The organism is Lysobacter lycopersici (assembly GCF_007556775.1).
GTDB lineage: Bacteria > Pseudomonadota > Gammaproteobacteria > Xanthomonadales > Xanthomonadaceae > Pseudoluteimonas > Pseudoluteimonas lycopersici.
This window is the reverse complement of the sequence record NZ_CP041742.1, coordinates 2,229,258-2,246,300: the sequence shown is the minus strand read 5'-3', so window position 1 is coordinate 2,246,300 and position 17,043 is coordinate 2,229,258. Positions and strand designations below refer to the sequence as shown.

Annotated in this window: 11 protein-coding genes; 7 read left to right on the top strand and 4 right to left on the bottom strand. The window is 66.4% G+C overall.

Annotated features, from left to right (window positions below):
* Positions 1-61: 61 nt before the first annotated feature.
* Both hmgA and hppD read right to left on the bottom strand, forming a co-directional pair.
* Positions 62-1,372, bottom strand: coding sequence for a homogentisate 1,2-dioxygenase (hmgA, locus tag FNZ56_RS11085; RefSeq protein WP_143879892.1), 1,311 nt, complete (start codon positions 1,370-1,372; stop codon positions 62-64).
* 78 nt (positions 1,373-1,450) lie between these two features.
* Positions 1,451-2,527 (bottom strand): 4-hydroxyphenylpyruvate dioxygenase, encoded by a 1,077-nt coding sequence (gene hppD, locus FNZ56_RS11080; RefSeq protein ID WP_143879891.1) that lies wholly within the window; start codon positions 2,525-2,527, stop codon positions 1,451-1,453.
* A 76-nt stretch (positions 2,528-2,603) separates the two neighbouring features.
* Between hppD and FNZ56_RS11075 the strand changes: the two genes are divergently transcribed.
* Positions 2,604-3,059, top strand: coding sequence for a MarR family winged helix-turn-helix transcriptional regulator (locus tag FNZ56_RS11075; RefSeq protein ID WP_143879890.1), 456 nt, complete (start codon positions 2,604-2,606; stop codon positions 3,057-3,059).
* 158 nt (positions 3,060-3,217) lie between these two features.
* Here FNZ56_RS11075 and FNZ56_RS11070 read toward each other — a convergent pair whose 3' ends face one another.
* Positions 3,218-4,750: a peptide MFS transporter gene (locus FNZ56_RS11070; RefSeq protein WP_143879889.1), complete on the bottom strand. Its 1,533-nt coding sequence runs from the start codon at positions 4,748-4,750 to the stop codon at positions 3,218-3,220.
* A gap of 123 nt (positions 4,751-4,873) precedes the next feature.
* Positions 4,874-5,743 carry a tryptophan 2,3-dioxygenase gene (locus FNZ56_RS11065; protein WP_143879888.1) on the bottom strand — a complete coding sequence of 290 codons (870 nt, stop codon included), beginning with the start codon at positions 5,741-5,743 and terminating at the stop codon, positions 4,874-4,876.
* Between the two features lie 114 nt (positions 5,744-5,857).
* Here FNZ56_RS11065 and FNZ56_RS11060 point away from each other — a divergent pair, with 114 nt between their 5' ends.
* The 6 genes from FNZ56_RS11060 (at position 5,858) to FNZ56_RS11035 (ending at position 17,020) form a co-directional block, all read left to right on the top strand.
* Complete coding sequence (locus FNZ56_RS11060) at positions 5,858-9,142, top strand: CARDB domain-containing protein (protein WP_143879887.1); 3,285 nt, start codon at positions 5,858-5,860, stop codon at positions 9,140-9,142.
* Between the two features lie 175 nt (positions 9,143-9,317).
* Positions 9,318-12,950, top strand: coding sequence for a Calx-beta domain-containing protein (locus FNZ56_RS11055; protein WP_185970735.1), 3,633 nt, complete (start codon positions 9,318-9,320; stop codon positions 12,948-12,950).
* A gap of 139 nt (positions 12,951-13,089) precedes the next feature.
* On the top strand, positions 13,090-14,163 hold the full coding sequence (pdhA, locus tag FNZ56_RS11050) for a pyruvate dehydrogenase (acetyl-transferring) E1 component subunit alpha (RefSeq protein ID WP_143879885.1): 1,074 nt from the start codon (positions 13,090-13,092) through the stop codon (positions 14,161-14,163).
* Entirely contained in the window at positions 14,160-15,146 is a 987-nt protein-coding gene (locus FNZ56_RS11045; protein WP_143879884.1) for an alpha-ketoacid dehydrogenase subunit beta, read from the top strand. Before pdhA ends, FNZ56_RS11045 begins: the two co-directional genes overlap by 4 nt.
* Before the next feature lie 9 nt (positions 15,147-15,155).
* Positions 15,156-16,529, top strand: coding sequence for a dihydrolipoamide acetyltransferase family protein (locus FNZ56_RS11040; RefSeq protein ID WP_143879883.1), 1,374 nt, complete (start codon positions 15,156-15,158; stop codon positions 16,527-16,529).
* Positions 16,530-16,633: 104 nt separating this feature from the next.
* Positions 16,634-17,020, top strand: coding sequence for a VOC family protein (locus FNZ56_RS11035; RefSeq protein ID WP_143879882.1), 387 nt, complete (start codon positions 16,634-16,636; stop codon positions 17,018-17,020).
* The last annotated feature ends 23 nt before the right edge of the window (positions 17,021-17,043 follow it).

Sequence of the window (17,043 nt, the reverse complement as noted above, 5' to 3'; positions counted from 1 at the left end):
GGGAACCAGTGTCGCCGATGCGGGTGAACGCGCCGCGAATCCCCGCGACGCGCGTTCAAACCTATGGCTTGAAGTGCTTCTGCAAGCCGGCCCAGCAGGCCTGGTAGTCGCGTTGCCGATGCGCGGCGTCCATCGCGGTCTTCGTCGGGCGGATCACGTTGCGTGCCTCGAACATGAAGGCCATGGTGCCGCCGATGACATCCGGCTTCGAGGTATCGGCGTTGCTCGCCTTCTCGAACGTCGCCGCATCCGGCCCATGCCCGGTCATGCAGTTGTGCAGCGACGCGCCGCCGGGCGCGAAACCTTCCGCCTTCGCGTCGTAGGCGCCGTAGACCAGGCCCATGAACTCGCTGGCGATGTTGCGGTGGAACCACGGCGGGCGGAACGTGTCCCGTGCCACCAGCACGCGCGGCGGGAAGATCACGAAATCCATGTTGCCGACGCCGGGCGTATCGCTGGGCGAAGTCAGCACCAGGAAGATCGACGGATCGGGATGGTCGAAGCTGATGGAACCAATCGTGTTGAACTTGCGCAGGTCGTACTTGCAGGGCGCGTGGTTGCCGTGCCACGCGACGACGTCCAGCGGCGAATGGCCGATGTCCGCGCGCCACAGGTGGCCCTGGAACTTCGCGATCAATTCGAAATCGCCGTCGACGTCTTCGTAGGCCGCGTTCGGCGCGAGGAAATCGCGCGGGTTCGCGAGGCCATTGCTGCCGATGGGGCCGAGGTCGGGGATGCGCAGGAAGGCGCCGAAGTTCTCGCACACGTAGCCGCGCGAGGGACCGTCCGGCAGCGCGACGCGGAAGCGGATGCCGCGCGGGATCAGCGCGATTTCCTGCGGCTCGACATCGAGCACGCCGAGTTCGGTTTCGATGTGCAGCCGGCCCTGCTGCGGAACGATCAGCAATTCGCCGTCGGCGTCGTAGAAGAAGCGACCCTGCATGTCGCGATTCGCCGCGTACATGTGGATGCCGATGCCGCTCTGCGTCGCCGGCGAACCGTTGCCGGCCATGGTGACGAGGCCATCGACGAAATCGGTCGGCGTTTCGGGAATTGGCAATGGGCTCCAGCGCAACTGGTCCGGCGTCACCGGGCCGGTGTCGAAATCGTTGTGCAGCACCCCCTTTGAGAGCAGCGGCTGCTCGAACGGCTTGAATTCGCCATGCATCGCCGCCGGGCGGATGCGGTACAGCCAGCTGCGACGGTTCGCATGGCGAGGCGCGGTGAACGCGGTGCCGCTGATCTGCTCGGCGTACAGGCCGTGCGCCACCTTCTGCGGCGAATTGCGCCCTTCCGGCAAAGAGCCGGGGATCGCCTCGCTCGCGAATTCGTTGCCGAAACCGCTCTGGTAACCGTTGCTGGCGATGCTCATTGGTGCATCCACTCCCGATAGTGCCCCTTACCCGGCTTCGCCACCCTCTCCCCGCACGCGGGAGAGGGATTCAAAACCTCACAACACGCCGCGGCGCATCTGGTCGCGTTCGATCGATTCGAACAGCGCCTGGAAATTGCCTTCGCCGAAACCTTCGTTGCCCTTGCGCTGGATGATCTCGAAGAAGATCGGGCCGAACGCGTTCTGGGTGAAGATCTGCAGCAGCTTGCGCTGGTGCGTTTCCGGATCGGCGTCGATCAGGATCTTGTTCCTGGCCAGCCGCGGCACATCCTCACCGTGGTTCGGGACGCGCTGGTCGATCACGTCGAAGTAGGTGTCGGGCGTGTCGAGGAAGGCGACGCCCTGTTCGCGCATCTTCTCGATGGTCGAATAGATGTCGTCGGTGAACAGCGCGATGTGCTGGATGCCCTCGCCCTTGTATTCGCGCAGGTATTCGTTGATCTGGCTCTTCTCGTCGCTCGATTCGTTGAGCGGGATGCGCACCATGCCGTCCGGCGCGGTCATCGCCTTCGACAGCAGGCCGGTCTTGGCGCCCTTGATGTCGAAGTAGCGGATCTCGCGGAAGTTGAACAACTTCTCGTAGTAATCCGACCACTGCTGCATGTTGCCGAGGAACACGTTGTGCGTGAGGTGGTCGAGGAAGGTCAGGCCGAAACCGGCCGGATGCTGGTCCACGCCCGGCAGCGGCGCGTAGTCGGCGTAGAGGTCGTCGCGCGCATCGTCGATCAGGTAGAGCATGCAGCCGCCGATGCCCTGGATCTTGGGCGCGTTCACTGCGCCCTCGGCCGCGATCTCCTCGCCGCCGTTGGCGAGCACGTGCGAAAGGACTTCCTTCGTTGGCTTGGTGAATCGGATCGCGAAACCGCAGGCGGAGGGGCCGTGCTTGGTCGCGAAATCGGCAGCGAAGGTATCGGCGGACTCGTTCAGCAGGAAATTGATCGTGCCCTGGCGGAACAGGGTGACGGCGCGCGACCTGTGCTTCGCCACCGCGGTGAAACCGAGGCTTTCGAGGTAGGCGCGCATCGCGGCGCCCTGCCCGGCCGGCGCGGCGAATTCCACGAATTCGAAGCCGTGGATGCCCATCGGGTTCTCGAAGGTGGTGACGGTCATGCCGAGGTTCGGTTGCGCGCTCATGGCCTTCCTGCATCGCTTGCACGTGGGGCCCGGATTGTATAGTTTCATCTGAAACCATTTCAAGCCGCGACGCCGCATGCCGCGCCACGCCAGCCTCGACCTCGAGCATTTCCTGCCCTATCGGCTGAGCGTGCTGTCCAACCGCATCAGCCAGGCCATCGCCACGCGCTACGCGCAGCGTTTCGGCATCGGCGTGACCGAATGGCGGGTGATCGCGGTGCTCGGGCGCTATCCCGATCTCTCCGCCGGCGAGGTCGCCGCGCGCACGGCCATGGACAAGGTCGCGGTCAGCCGCGCCGTGGCGCGTTTGCTCGAACGCGAACTGGTCGAACGCGACACGCACGGCGACGACCGCCGGCGCTCGGTGCTCGCGCTCAGCCGCGGCGGCCAGCGCATCTATGACGAGATCGCGCCGCTGGCGCTGGACCTGGAACGGCGCCTGCTCTCGCGGCTCGAATCCGGCGAACGCGCGGCGCTGGACGCGCTGCTGGACAAGCTCGCCGATGGCATCGCTCACCTGACCGAGGCCTGAAACGAAAACGGCGCCCTGAGGCGCCGTTTTCGCTTTTTGCTCGTCATTCCCGCGAAAGCGGGAATCCAGTTTTTGCCCTTGGATCCCGGCTCAGCGCACATCCATGTGCTGGCCGGGATGAGTTCATCCCCGTATCGAGTACGGAGCAGGCTCTGAACTCACTTCACCCCATGCATCCACTTCTGGATCAGCGGCGCGATCAGGAACAGCAACACGCCCGAGCCGACCAGCGCATAGAAGCCAAAGGTGTAGCCGGAATGCGCCGAGGCCACGGTCATGCCGCCTTCGCCGCTGACGTGGCCGGCGAAGATGCCCGCGAGGTTGTTGCCGATCGCGATCGACAGGAACCAGCAGCCCATCGCCAAGCCGCCGAGCTTGGCCGGCGCGAGTTTGGTGGTCATCGACAAGCCGATCGGCGACAGGCACAGCTCCCCGATCGACTGGATCACGTAGACCATGAACAACGTCCAGAACGGGATCTTGCCGGCGTCATCGAGCATGCTCGACAGCGCCACCATCAGCAGCAGGAAGGCGAGGCCATTGAAGATCAGGCCGAGGCCGAACTTGCGCGGGATGATCGGGTTGTTGCGGCCCATCTTCACCCACATCCAGGCCATGATCGGCGCGAGCACGATGATCGCCACCGAGTTCACCGACTGGAACCAGGACACCGGGAAATCGTTGGTGCCGGCGAGCGCCTGGAACAGGCCCTGCATGCCGATGTCGCGGTCGACGATCTTCTCGGCGAGGAAGTTGAACGAACTGCCGGCCTGCTCGAAGAACATCCAGAACAGCACGTTGAACACGAAGATGAGCAGCATCGCGGACACCTTGTCGCGCGAGACCCGGCCTTCCACCACGCCTTCGCGGAACAGCATCACCGCCGGGATCACGAACAACGCCATCAGGATGTACTGCAGCAAGGTCGCGTCGATGGTCAGCAGCGCGTAGAACAGCGGGATGCCGATGATCACGCCCAGCAACAGCACCAGGCTGACGTTGCGCATCCCGGTCTGGTGCGCGGCCGGCAGGCCGATGCCCTTGAGTTGCCTGCGCCCGAACCAGAACCACACCAGGCTCAGCAGCATGCCGACGCCCGAGGCGATGAACACGACCTTGTAGGCCGGCATGTCCTCGATGCCGAAGATCTTCTTCGCCAGGTACTGGGTGACCAGCGGCGCCAGCAGCGCGCCGAGGTTGATGCCCATGTAGAAGATGGTGAAGCCGGAATCGCGGCGTTCGTCGCCCTGCGCGTACAGCTTGCCGACGATGGTGGAGATGATCGGCTTGAACAGGCCGTTGCCGACGATGATCGTGGCCAGGCCGAGCTTGAACATCGATTCGGTCGGCGATGCCAGCAGGAACAGGCCCGCGGCCATGATCACCGCGCCGAGCAGGATCGAACGCTGGAAGCCGATCAGTTTGTCGGCCACGTAGCCGCCGAAGATCGCGCCCGCGTACACCAGCGCCAGGTACGCGCCATAGAGTTCGCTCGCCGGCTTCTCGCCGGAGGCATCGCCGCCGTGGAACTGGGCCACGATGTACAACACCATCGCCCAGCGAATGCCGTAGAACGCGAAGCGTTCCCAGAATTCCGACATGAACAGCATCCACAACGGACGCGGGTGCCCCATGAGTTGCGGGAAGTCCGGTGGATTCACCGGCGTTGAGGTGTCTGCGGCTCCGCTCATGCGGTTCCCCTGTGTGGAAGTGGCGTATTCAGGAAATCAGCCCGCGATGCGGGACGCGCGAGCATTGCCGACGACGCGATGCGGCGTCAAACCGCGGACCCATGCTGCGGCGCAGCAGCCCGATCAGTAGGCGGCGTTCGGTACGCCGATGGCCGTTCGCACTTCGAACAGCTCCGGGAAAAAGGTCAGGTCCAGCGCCTGCTTGAGGAAACCCACGCCGCTGGAACCGCCGGTGCCGGGCTTGAAACCGATGATGCGCAGCACCGTGCGCATGTGGCGGAAGCGCCAGAGCTGGAATTGCGATTCGAGGTCGACCAGGTCCTCGCACAGGTGGTACTCGGCCCAGTGCGCATCGGTGTCCTCGTAGATGCGCTCGAACGCCGGCAGCAATTCCGGATCCGAGACGTGCGGCTGCGACCAATCGCGCTGCAGGTGGCGCTGCGGAATCGCGTGGCCGCGGCGCGCGAGGTAGGCCAGCGCCTCGTCGTACAGCGACGGCGATTCCAGCGCTTCGCGCAACCGCGCCTGCGCCTGCGGGTCGTGCGCGAACACCTTCAGCATCCCGGCGTTCTTGTTGCCTAGCTGGAATTCGATGACGCGGTACTGCAGCGACTGGAATCCCGACGACGGCCCGAGGATGTGGCGGAATTCCATGTATTCGGAGGGCGTGAGCGTTTCCAGCACCGACCACATCGCGGTCAGCTGCGCGATCACCTGCTTGCAGCGCGCGAAGATCTTCTGGCAGGCGTCGAGTTCGTCGCGGCGCAGGTGTTCGATCGCCGCGCCCAGCTCGTGCACCAGCAGCTTCAGCCACAGCTCCGAGACCTGGTGCTGGATGATGAACAGGAGTTCGTCGTGATGCGGCGGGTTCGACAGCGGCTGCTGCGCGGACAGCAGCCGGTCCAGTTGCAGGTAGCCGGCGTAGGTCATGCGACCGGCCAGGTCGGTGTGGATCTCCGCCTCGAGCGGGCGCTGGTTGTCGTCTATCGCCATGCCCGGATTCTCGCATGGGCCCGCCGCGGCGTCCCTGCGCGGATTCCCCGTCACTTGCGGCCATGGTCCGGCGCGCTAGGATTCGCGCGGGGAACGGGGAATCGGGGGCGGGACATGGGGGCTTACTTCGCGTCGATGCGCGGCGGTTTGGTGTTGCCGTTGCTTGCGGCTTTGTGCTTCGCGGGCACGGCGCACGCCGGTTGCGCCGAGATCCCCTGGTCGACTTTCATCGCCTACGACCAGAACTTCGATTCACTGGCGTCCAGCGGATCTTCGTCGCAAGTCCCCGTGGGCTGGTCCATCTACGACGGCGATGGGTTGATGATCGCGGACGATGGCTCCCATGGCGGAGCCGGGCTCTACAGTTATGGCACCGCGGGGTCGTCATGGCGCGCGCTCGGCAGCGTCGCCAGCGCCGCGATGGCGCCGATGTTCGGCGTCTGCCTGAAGAACGCCACCGGCGGGAACCTGACATCGATCTGGATCCGGTACGGTGGCCAGCAATGGCATGTCGGCGCGACCGGTCGCAGCGACCGCCTCGACTTCCAGTTCAGCACGGACGCGACGTCGCTGCAGACCGGGCACTGGACCGATGTCGACGCGTTGGATGTGAACACGATCGCGACCGGTGCGCCGGTCGGGCGGATCAACGGCAGCCTGCCCCAGTACCAGCTGAGCATTGGCGCGGATCTTCCGGCTGGCATCACCATTCCCGCGGGCGCGACGTTCTGGCTGCGCTGGAAGGACTTCGATGCCGCGGGCAACGACGATGGCCTGGCGGTCGACAACGTGCATGTCGGTGCGACCTCCGACTTCGAGCCCCCGCCCGTCATCTCGTTGCAGGGAGTCTCGGTGGACGAGGGCAACAGCGGGACCAAGACCGCGGTCGCGCTCGCGAAACTCAACAAGGCCGCGCCCGCCGGCGGCGTGGCGTTCAGCGTCAAGGTATACGGCGGAAGCGCGAAATCCGGCGTCGATTACGCACCTTCCGGAACGTTGCAAGGCACGATCCCCGCGGGCAAGACGTCCGCCCCGCTCAACTTTACGGTCTATGGCGACCAGGACTACGAAGCGGACGAGTACGCGCTCATCGACGTGGTGAGCGCAACGGGCGCGACCCCGGGCACCGCGAATCAGAGCGTCAAGCTGACCATCCGCAACGACGATCCGAAAACCTACCTGATCGACGAAATCCAGTGGCGGGATATGTTCGGCGACGGGCCGCAACACATCGGGCAGCGCCTGCCCGTTGGCGGCGTGGTCACGGCGCGCGTGGAAAACGGCTTCTTCATGCAGACGCCGGACGGACAAGACGACGGATTCTGGCAATCCTCGAGCGGCATTTTCGTCGACACCGGCGGCGCGCCGCCTTCGAGCGCCGCGGTCGGCAACCGCGTCGTCGTCACCGGGACCGTGCAGTCCTTCGTGCCGCCGGATGATCCCGGCTCCCCGGAACGCACCCAGCTCGGCGCCTCTCCCGCGATCACCGTCGTCAGCAGCGGCAACCCGCTGCCTGCGCCGGTGGCATTGCAGATCGATCCCACCGACACGAACTGGACGGCGTACCTGCAGCTCGAACCCTACGAGGGGATGCGCGTCACGCCCGGAACGGTGGTCGTCACCGGCCCGACCCAGGGCGTGGTGACCGAGCGCACCAGCACCGCCGCGAGCAACGGCGTCTTCTTCGCGACCAAGGTCGATCCGTCGCGTGGAATCCCTTACCGCGAGCAGGGCATCGAACAGCCCGACCCGAACCCGTCCGGCAGCGAATCGCTGCCATTGCCGATCTGGGACGGCAATCCCGAGGTCATCGCCGTCGACAGCGATGCCCAGGGCGGATCGCAACTCAACCTGATGACGGGCACGACGGTCACCGGCCTGCAGGGCGTCCTCGATTACCGCAACCGTCGCTACACCCTGCTGCGCGACCCGACGGCGCCGATCACGATGACGTCCGTGTCCCCGCTGAAGTACGCGCCGAACCCGCCCGCCAATGGCTTCACCGTCGCGAGCTTCAACCTGGATCGCTTCTACGACCCGGCCAACGACCCGGGCCGCGACGAACCCGTGCTCACGATCGACGCATTCAATGCACGCGTCGCCAAGCTCTCGCTCGCCGTGCGCAACGCGCTGCACCTGCCGGACATCCTCGGCTTGCAGGATGTCGAGAACTCGGCCGCGCTGTTCTCGATCGGGGTCAAGATCAACAACGACGAAGTGGCGGCGGGCCATCCGAACCCGGCGTACAAGCCGTACCTGCTCGAGGGCAGCGCCACGGACGGGCTCGATGTCGCGCTGCTGGTCAAGACCGCGGCCGGCGCGAGCGGCCGTCCGCGCGTGCAAGTCCGTTCGGTCGTCCAGATCGGCAAATCGGCGACCTTCTTCGACCCGGGGTTGGGGCACAACGCGGTGTTGTTCGACCGCCCCCCGCTCATGCTCGATGCCACCGTCGACATCGACGGAAGCGGGTATCCGCTGACGGTCATCAATGCCCAGCTGCGCGACCGCGAGGACATCGCCAGCGAAGCCGCGTCGGGCCTGACCACGCTCGGCGACAGGGTCCGGCAGAAGCGCCTGCAGCAGGTGCAGTACATCGCCAACTACATCCAGCAATTGCAGGTCGCCGATCCGACGCGGAAGATCGTGCTGCTCGGCGATTTCGACGCGCCGGCGGTGAACGACGGCTACGTCGATGTCCTCGCCGTCTTCCACGAGGCCCCGATCGACGAAAGGACGGCGGTCCCGAACGATGGCGCTCACATCTTGAACCCGACCTTGTACACGCCCCTCGGCAGCACCGAGGGCTACAACGACCTCGACCGCGGATCGCGACAGCAGACCGACCACATCCTGATCAACGCGGCGCTCTCGGCCGGCGGCGGCACGCGCATGGACTACGCGCGCATCGACGCGGATTTCCCCGAGACCCGCCGCAACGACACGACCGCGCTGCGGGTGTCGTCGCACGACCCGGTGGTGCTGTACGTCACCCCGGATTCCTTCGCGGACTTGTCGGCGAGCGTGACCGCGACGCCGGCCGCGGTGAAGGCCGGGCAGGCGATGACGTTCACCGCCAAGGTGCGCAACCTCGGGCCCGATACCGCGTCCTTCGTCGGCGCGGGGTTCGCCTTCGACGCCGAACTCCCGGACCTGGCGATCACGTCGAGTGACCCGCTGCAGGACTGCGAGGTTCCGCAAATTGCGGCGGGGTCCACGACCATAGCCTGCGTCTTTTCGCAGGTCGGTTCGGGCGGCACCGCGACGTTCACCGTGACCGCGAGCGCGCCCGCCGGCAAGGCAGGCGGCCAGGTGCATCTCGCGATCACGGCCGATTCGGCGAACGTCGACCCGGTACCCGGGAACAACCAGGCCTCGACGTCGGTGAACGTCACGCCCTGAGCCTCGCCACCGCGCCGTTACGGCGCGGTTCGGGGGCAGGCGCCTTCCCCGATCGCCTGCCGACAAGCCCCGGATCGAGCCGAGGGCTCGTCGTGGATCTGGCGTCATGCCGCCGACATCGGTTTGGGGCACAATCGGGCCATGGCGCCGGAGCGCGCCGATTCGGGGAAAACTCATGCTGTCCAGCCTCAAGCGCCGCCTGGCGCTCGCCATCCTGTTGTCGCCGGCGATCTTCGCCGCGAACGCGAACAACACCGCGCAAACCCTGCCCTTCTCGCAGGATTGGTCGAACACCGGCCTGATCACGACCAACGACGACTGGTCCGGCGTCCCCGGCATCGAGGGCTACCTCGGGCAGGACATCACGACCTCGACCGGCACCGATCCGCAGACGCTGACCGGCACCAGCGCCGCCGCCAACGACCTCAGCGTGCTGGCCAACCAGACCAGCACCAGCATCTCCAATGGCGACGTGATCGAATTCCAGATCACCGACCCGACGATCGGGTTCCAGGGCTCCGGCACGGCCGATGCGCCCTACCTGCTGATCAACCTCGATACCAGCGGCCAGACCGGCATCAACGTCGCCTACGACCTGCGCGACCTCGACGGCACCGCCGACAACGCGGTGCAGCCGGTGGCGCTGCAATACCGCGTCGGCAACAGCGGCGCGTTCACCAACGTTCCTGCCGGCTTCGTGGCCGACGCCACCGAAGGCCCCAGCCTCTCCGGCAAGGTCACCGCCGTTTCCGCGGTGCTTCCGGCGGATGCGAACAACCAGCCGCTGCTGCAGGTGCGCATCATCACCACCAATGCCGCGGGCAACGACGAGATCGTCGGCATCGACAACATCTCCGTCACCTCCGGCGTGGTCGCGCAGCCGAGCGTGTCGTTCGGTAGCACCTCGGCGGCCGAAGGCGACAGCGGCACCAAGCCGTTCTTCTTCACCATCAGCTCGAACGTCGCCCCGACCTCCGACCTCAATATCGGCTACATGACGGTCGACGGCACCGCGACCACCGCCGACAACGATTACGTTGCCAAGAGCGGCACCGCGACGATCGCCGCAGGCACTACCTCGGTCACGATCAGCGTCGACGTCAACGGCGACACCACCCCCGAGCCGAACGAAACCTTCAGCGTGGTGGTGACGAACGCGGGCGGCGCGATCATCGCCAACGGCACCGGTACCGGTACGATCAACAACGACGACGTCACCGTCGTTCCGATCCACGACATCCAGGGCAATGGCGACGCCTCGCCGCTGGTCGGCCAGACCGTGACCACGCGCGGCATCGTCACCGGCCGCAAGAGCAACGGCTTCTTCATCCAGGCCGCGGATGCGGACGCGGACGCGGATCCGATGACCTCGGAAGGCGTGTACGTGTTCACCAGCAGCGCGCCGCCGGCCGAAGCCGCGGTCGGCAACCTCGTCCAGGTCACCGCGACCATCAGCGAGTACTCGCCGACGCAGGATCCGCTGCAGCCGCCGCTGACCGAACTCGGCTTCGCCACCGTCACCCTGCTGTCCACCGGCAACGCCCTGCCGACGCCGGTGCCGCTGACCACCACCTTCCCGAATCCGGAAGGCGCCTACGACCAACTCGAGCGCGTCGAAGGCATGCGCGTCAGCGCGGCCTCGCTGACCGTGGTCGGTCCGACCGACGGCACCACCAACGAGCCGAACGCCACCGGCGCCAGCAACGGCGTGTTTTACGCCACCGTCACCGGCGATCCGCGTCCGTTCCGCACCCCGGGCATCCAGGCGCCCGATCCGGCGCCGAGCGGTTCCATTCCGCCGATCCCGCGCTGGGATACCGCGCCGGAAACCATGGAAGTCGACAGTGACGCGATCGGCGGGGCCAAGCTCGACCTCGCGGCCGGTGCGGTCGTCACCGGCGTGACCGGGCCGATGGACTACGGCTTCCGCCGCTACACCATCCTGCCCGAAGCCACGCCGACGGTCGCATCCACCGGCGAAGCCGTGACCGCGGCGCGCCTGCCGAGCGACGACGAATTCACCGTCGCCAGCTACAACCTCGAGCGCTTCTTCGACACCGTCAACGATCCCGCGATCGGCGAGCCGGTGCTGACCCCGGCCGCGTTCGCCAACCGACTCAACAAGGCTTCGCTCGGCATCCGCGACGAACTGCATACGCCGGACGTGCTTGCGGTGATGGAGATGGAGAACCTGTCCACGCTCCAGCAGCTCGCGAGCAAGATCAACAGCGATGCGGTCGCCGCCGGCGACGAGGATCCGCAGTACGCCGCCTACCTCGACGAAGGCAACGACGTCGGCGGCATCGACGTCGGCTTCCTGGTCAAGACCGCGCCGGTCGATGGCTCGACGCCGCGCGTCGAAGTCGTCGACGTGACCCAGTACGGCAAGGACACCACCTGGATCGATCCCAGCGACAACTCGGCCTCGCTGCTCAACGACCGCCCGCCGCTGCTGCTGCGCGCGATCGTGCACTACGCCGACGGTCGTTCGTTCCCGGTCAGCGCGTTCGCCGTGCACCAGCGTTCGCTGAACGGCATCTCGGACGAAACGGTATCCGGCCTCACCACCGCCGGCGACCGCGTGCGCAAGAAGCGCCAGGCGCAGGCCGAATACCTGGCCGGCCTGGTGCAGGCCCGCGAAACCGCCGATCCGAGCGAACACCTGATCGTGCTCGGCGACTTCAACGCCTTCGACTTCAACGACGGCTACGTCGATCCGATGGGCGTGGTCACCGGCCTGCCGACCCCGGACGACCAGACCGTGGTCCCGGGCGATGGCGTCGACCTGGTGAACCCGGACCTGATGAACCTGCATTACCTGCCGGAGGCGAACAAGCGCTATTCGTACGTCTTCGACGGGCAGGCGCAGTCGCTGGACCACATCCTGATCAACCAGGCGCTGGGCACCGACGTGGCCGCGTACGACCTCGACCACGCGCGCATGAACGCCGACTTCCCGGAAACCAACCGCAACGACGCCAACTCGCCGTCGCGCCTATCCGACCACGACCCGGCGATCGCGTATTTCGCCGTGCAGACGGTCGAACACGCCGACCTCGAAATGGACGTCGAAGCAACGCCCTCGACGGTCAGCGTAGGACGCCCCGTCATGGTCATCGGGACGGTGATCAACCGCGGCCCGGACGACGCGACCAATCCGGGTGTGGGTTTCGCCTTCGATCAGGCGCTGCCCGACCTGCAGGTCAGCATCACTCCGGAGGGTTGGAGCTGCGACGCGCCTCAAATATCCGGTGGCACGACGAGCGTCGCATGCAATGCCTCGACTCTCGCGGCGAATACAGCGGCGACGTTCACGCTCCAAGCCTCCGCTGTCGCGACGACGTTGCCGGGTACGCTGACGGCTGCGGCGGCTGCGACGTCCGAGACGGACGATCCCGACACGTCGAACAACGACTTCCAGGACGCGGTCACCGTGACGCCTGCACCACCACAGGCCGATCTCTCGGTCGGCTTGGTACGCACCGGCGTCGCCTCCGGCCCGGTCGCGAACTTCAGTGTGCCTGTACACAATGCAGGCCCGGACGCGGCCCAGAATGTGTTCGTGATGATTCGCGGCAACGGCGCCAACCCGACAACCGCCAACCCCAAGGGCTGGATTTGCAAGCGCAACCAGACTTATGAAATCTACTGCAACCGCATCGATCCGATGCCTGCCGGGACATCGGAAACCATCCGGTTCTCGGTGATCACGCCTCGAACGGCCCACTTGAGTTTCAGGGCAGAAGTGTTGTCCGACGCCGAAGATCCGAATCTGAACAACAACGCTGCCGATTACACGAAACCCTGATCCTTCAATCTGATTCACCCGAAAAGCCCGGCCCCGCGCCGGGCTTTTCGTTTCCATGCCCCGCCGTATGCGGCGGCGCGCAACGGCTCGTTTCGGCGCAGCCGGTATCATGGACGGATCGTTCCCCTGAAGGCGCCCGATGACCACCGCCGCCACGTTCGAAATCGAATACCTGCAATACCTCAAGCCCGACGGCACGCTTGCCGGCAAATTGCCGCCGGCGGTGAAGGATGCGAAGGCGCTGCTGCCGCTGTTCAAGCAGATGCTGTTCGTGCGTACCTTCGACACCAAGGCGATCGCCCTGCAGCGCACCGGCAAGCTCGGCACCTACGCAGCCTGTCTCGGCCACGAAGCCACCCACGTCGGCATCGGCGCGTCGATGAAGCCCGAGGACGTGTTCGCGCCCAGCTACCGCGAATACGGCGCGCAGTTCATGCGCGGGGTGAAGCCGCGCGACGTGCTGATGTACTGGGGCGGCGACGAGCGCGGCAACGATTTCGAAGTGCCGCGCAACGACTATCCCTGGTGCGTGCCGATTTCCACCCAATGCCTGATGGCGGCCGGTGCGGCGCTCTCGTTCAAGCTGCGCAAGCAGCCGCGCATCGCGGTGTCCTGCTGCGGCGACGGCGGTTCGTCCAAGACCGATTTCTACGCCGCGGTGAATTCCGCCGGCGCCTACTCGCTGCCGCTGGTGCTGTGCGTGATCAATAACGGCTGGGCGATCAGCGTGCCGCGCAAGGCGCAGACCGGCGCACAGACGCTGGCGCAGAAGGGCCTGGCCGGCGGCCTCGCATGCCTGCAGGTCGACGGCAACGACCTGGTCGCGGTGCTCGAGGCGATGCGCCGTGCGACCGAGCGCGCGCGCAAGGGCGAAGGCGGCACGGTGATCGAATTCCTCACCTACCGCCTGCACGACCACACCACCGCCGACGACGCGCGTCGCTACCGCGGCGAAGATGAAGTGAAGGCGGCGTGGGAGAAAGAACCGTTCCTGCGCCTGCGCAAGTTCCTCGTCGACCAGAAGCTGTGGGACGACGCTCAGGAAAAGGCCTGGGTCGAGGAATGCGGGAAATTGGTCGATGTCGAGATCAACGCCTACCTCGAAACCCCGGTGCAGCCGGTGGAGGCGATGTTCGACTACCTGTACGGCGACATGCCCGCGGACGTCCTCGCGCAACGCGATGCCGCGATCGCGCAGGAGAAGCGTCCATGAGCGCGCAACCCATCACGCTCATCGAAGCGATCACCCAGGCGCTCGCCTACGAGATGAAGCACGACGATGCGGTCGTCGTGCTCGGCGAGGACGTCGGCGTCAACGGCGGCGTGTTCCGCGCCACCGCCGGCCTGCAACAGCAGTTCGGCGACCAGCGCGTGCTCGACACGCCGCTGGACGAAACCACGATCGCGGGGCTCACCGTCGGCATGGCCTCGCAGGGCATGAAGCCGGTGGCCGAAGCGCAGTTCGACGGTTTCATGTACCCGATGGTGGACTTCATCGTCTGCCACGCCGCGCGCATGCGCTATCGCACCCGCGGCCGCCTGCACTGCCCGATGGTGCTGCGCGTGCCGTGGGGCGGCGGCATCCGCGCGCCGGAGCACCATTCCGAAGCGAACGAATCCATCTTCACCAACGTACCCGGCTTGCGCGTGGTGATGCCCTCCTCGCCGCAACGCGCCTACGGCCTGCTGCTCGCCGCGATCCGCGACCCGGATCCGGTGATCTACATGGAACCCAAGCGCATCTACCGCCAGTACAAGGAACTCGTCCCCGACGACGGTGAAGCGCTGCCGCTGGACGTGTGCTACGTGCTGCGCGACGGCAGCGACGTGACGCTGGTGACCTGGGGCGCACAGGTGAAGGAAACGCTGGAAGCGGCGGAGAAACTCGCGGCCGAAGGCATCAACGCCGAAGTCATCGACGTCGCCACGCTCAAGCCGCTCGACTTCCCCACCATCGCCGAATCGGTGGCCAAGACCGGGCGCTGCGTGATCGTGCACGAAGCGGCGAAGACCGCCGGCTTCGGTGCCGAAGTCGCCGCGCGCGTCGCCGAGGAATGCCTGTTCGACCTGCTCGCGCCGGTCGAGCGCGTCACCGGCTACGACACCCACATCCCGCTGTTCCGCCTCGAGATGAAGTACCTGCCGAGCGTGGACAAGATCGTCGCCGCCGCCAAGCGCGCGATGGCCCATTCGTAAGGAACGCACATGAGCAAGCAATTCCTGTTGCCCGACCTCGGCGAAGGCCTGCCGGACGCAACCATCGTCGAGTGGTACGTCAAGGTCGGCGACATCATCAAGCTCGATGAGAACCTCGTGTCGATGGAAACCGCGAAGGCGGTGGTCGACGTGCCGTCGCCGGTCAGCGGCAAGGTGCTGAAGCTCGCCGGCAACGCGGGCGACATCATCGTCACCGGCACGATGCTCGCCGAATTCGAAGTCGATCCCTCGCTGCCGCAGCGCGCGGAAGGCCAGGACACCGGCCATCACCACGGTCCTTCTGTGGGAGGGCCTTCAGGCCCGACGACAGCTCCTGCAGTCGCGGCGGCCGCTTCTAACAGCCAGACGGCTGTTCAACCCGCTCCCACAAAAAGCGAAGACGCCGGCACCGTGGTCGGCGCGATGCAGGTCGGCAACGCGGTGGTGAGCGAAGCCGCGGTCGCGGTCGGCGGGGTGAAGGCGGTGCCCGCGGTGCGCGCGATGGCGCGCAAGCTCGGCGTGGACATCGCCCGCGTGCGCGCGTCCGGACCGGACGGCACCGTGACCATGCAGGACGTGAAGCAGGCCGCCGCCGATGGTTCGGCGAAAGCTGGTGCAACGGCACCTGCGCCTGCTCGCGCTGGAGCGCAGGTCGCTCCTGCACAGACACCCGCACCCGCCGCACGCAGCACGCTCTCGCAATCCGGCAAGCCGATGCGCACGCAGCCGCCGGGCGTGGCCGCGACCGGCCAACCGGAACAGTTGAAGGGCGTGCGCCGCAACATGGCGCGGGTCATGGCCGACGCGCACGCGCAAGTCGTGCCGACCACGCTGGTCGACGATGCCGATCTGCACGCATGGCTCGGCAAGCAGGACATCACCGCGCGCCTCGTTCGCGCGATCGTCGCGGCGTGCAAGACCGTGCCCGCGTTGAACGCGTGGTTCGACGGCGCCAACCTCACCTGCACCCAGCATCCGCACGTGGACCTCGGCATCGCGGTCGATACCGACGACGGCCTGTTCGTGCCCGCGCTGCGCAACGCCGACATGCTCGACGGCAACGGCGTGCGCGCCGCGATCAAGCGCCTGCGCGCGCAGGTCGAGGACCGTTCGATCCCGGCCACGGAACTGTCCGGCTACACGATTTCGCTCTCCAACTTCGGCATGTTCGCCGGCCGCTATGCGACGCCGGTGGTGGTGCCGCCGTGCGTGGCCATCGTCGGCGCCGGCAAGCTGTCGCACGACGTGGTCGCGGTGATGGGCGGCATCGAAGTGCACCGCCGCATGCCGATCTCGCTGACCTTCGACCATCGCGCATGCACCGGCGGCGAGGCGGCGCGTTTCCTCGCGGCGTTGCTGGACGACCTCGCGCAACCCAACTAAGAAGTTCGTCACCCCGGCGAAGGCCGGGGCCCAGCTCTTTCGTCGATGATGGGGAAAGAGCTGGATTCCGGCTTCCGCCGGAATGACGGCATGGAGAATCCGCCATGTCCCACCGCAGCCGCCTCGCCGGTTTCATCATCGACTGCAACGTCGAAAACCTCGACGCAGCCGCGGATTTCTGGTCGCAGGCGCTGGGTTGCAGCATCGCCGATCGCGACGCGGGCGACGACACCGCCGAATACCAGATGTTCGGCGACACGCCCGGCGACCTGCATATCGAAGTGCAGAAGGTGGCGCATCCCTCGCGCGTGCACCTCGACATCGAGGCCGACGACGTCGATGCGGAAGCGGATCGCCTCGAGAGACTCGGCGCGAAGAAAATCGCGTTCGTGAAGCGCTGGTGGGTGATGGAAGCGCCGACCGGCCAGCGCTTCTGCGTGGTCAGGATGAAGCATCCCGAGCGCGGCGCCCCGGCGAAAGAATGGCCCTGACCCTGTAGGAGCGGCTTTAGCCG

Bases quoted from the DNA above. Each gene is read 5' to 3' on its own strand.
- hmgA (WP_143879892.1), bottom strand. From the start codon at position 1,372: ATGAGCATCGCCAGCAACGGTTACCAGAGCGGTTTCGGCAACGAATTC.
- hppD (WP_143879891.1), bottom strand. From the start codon at position 2,527: ATGAGCGCGCAACCGAACCTCGGCATGACCGTCACCACCTTCGAGAAC.
- FNZ56_RS11075 (WP_143879890.1), top strand. From the start codon at position 2,604: ATGCCGCGCCACGCCAGCCTCGACCTCGAGCATTTCCTGCCCTATCGG.
- FNZ56_RS11070 (WP_143879889.1), bottom strand. From the start codon at position 4,750: ATGAGCGGAGCCGCAGACACCTCAACGCCGGTGAATCCACCGGACTTC.
- FNZ56_RS11065 (WP_143879888.1), bottom strand. From the start codon at position 5,743: ATGGCGATAGACGACAACCAGCGCCCGCTCGAGGCGGAGATCCACACC.
- FNZ56_RS11060 (WP_143879887.1), top strand. From the start codon at position 5,858: ATGGGGGCTTACTTCGCGTCGATGCGCGGCGGTTTGGTGTTGCCGTTG.
- FNZ56_RS11055 (WP_185970735.1), top strand. From the start codon at position 9,318: ATGCTGTCCAGCCTCAAGCGCCGCCTGGCGCTCGCCATCCTGTTGTCG.
- pdhA (WP_143879885.1), top strand. From the start codon at position 13,090: ATGACCACCGCCGCCACGTTCGAAATCGAATACCTGCAATACCTCAAG.
- FNZ56_RS11045 (WP_143879884.1), top strand. From the start codon at position 14,160: ATGAGCGCGCAACCCATCACGCTCATCGAAGCGATCACCCAGGCGCTC.
- FNZ56_RS11040 (WP_143879883.1), top strand. From the start codon at position 15,156: ATGAGCAAGCAATTCCTGTTGCCCGACCTCGGCGAAGGCCTGCCGGAC.
- FNZ56_RS11035 (WP_143879882.1), top strand. From the start codon at position 16,634: ATGTCCCACCGCAGCCGCCTCGCCGGTTTCATCATCGACTGCAACGTC.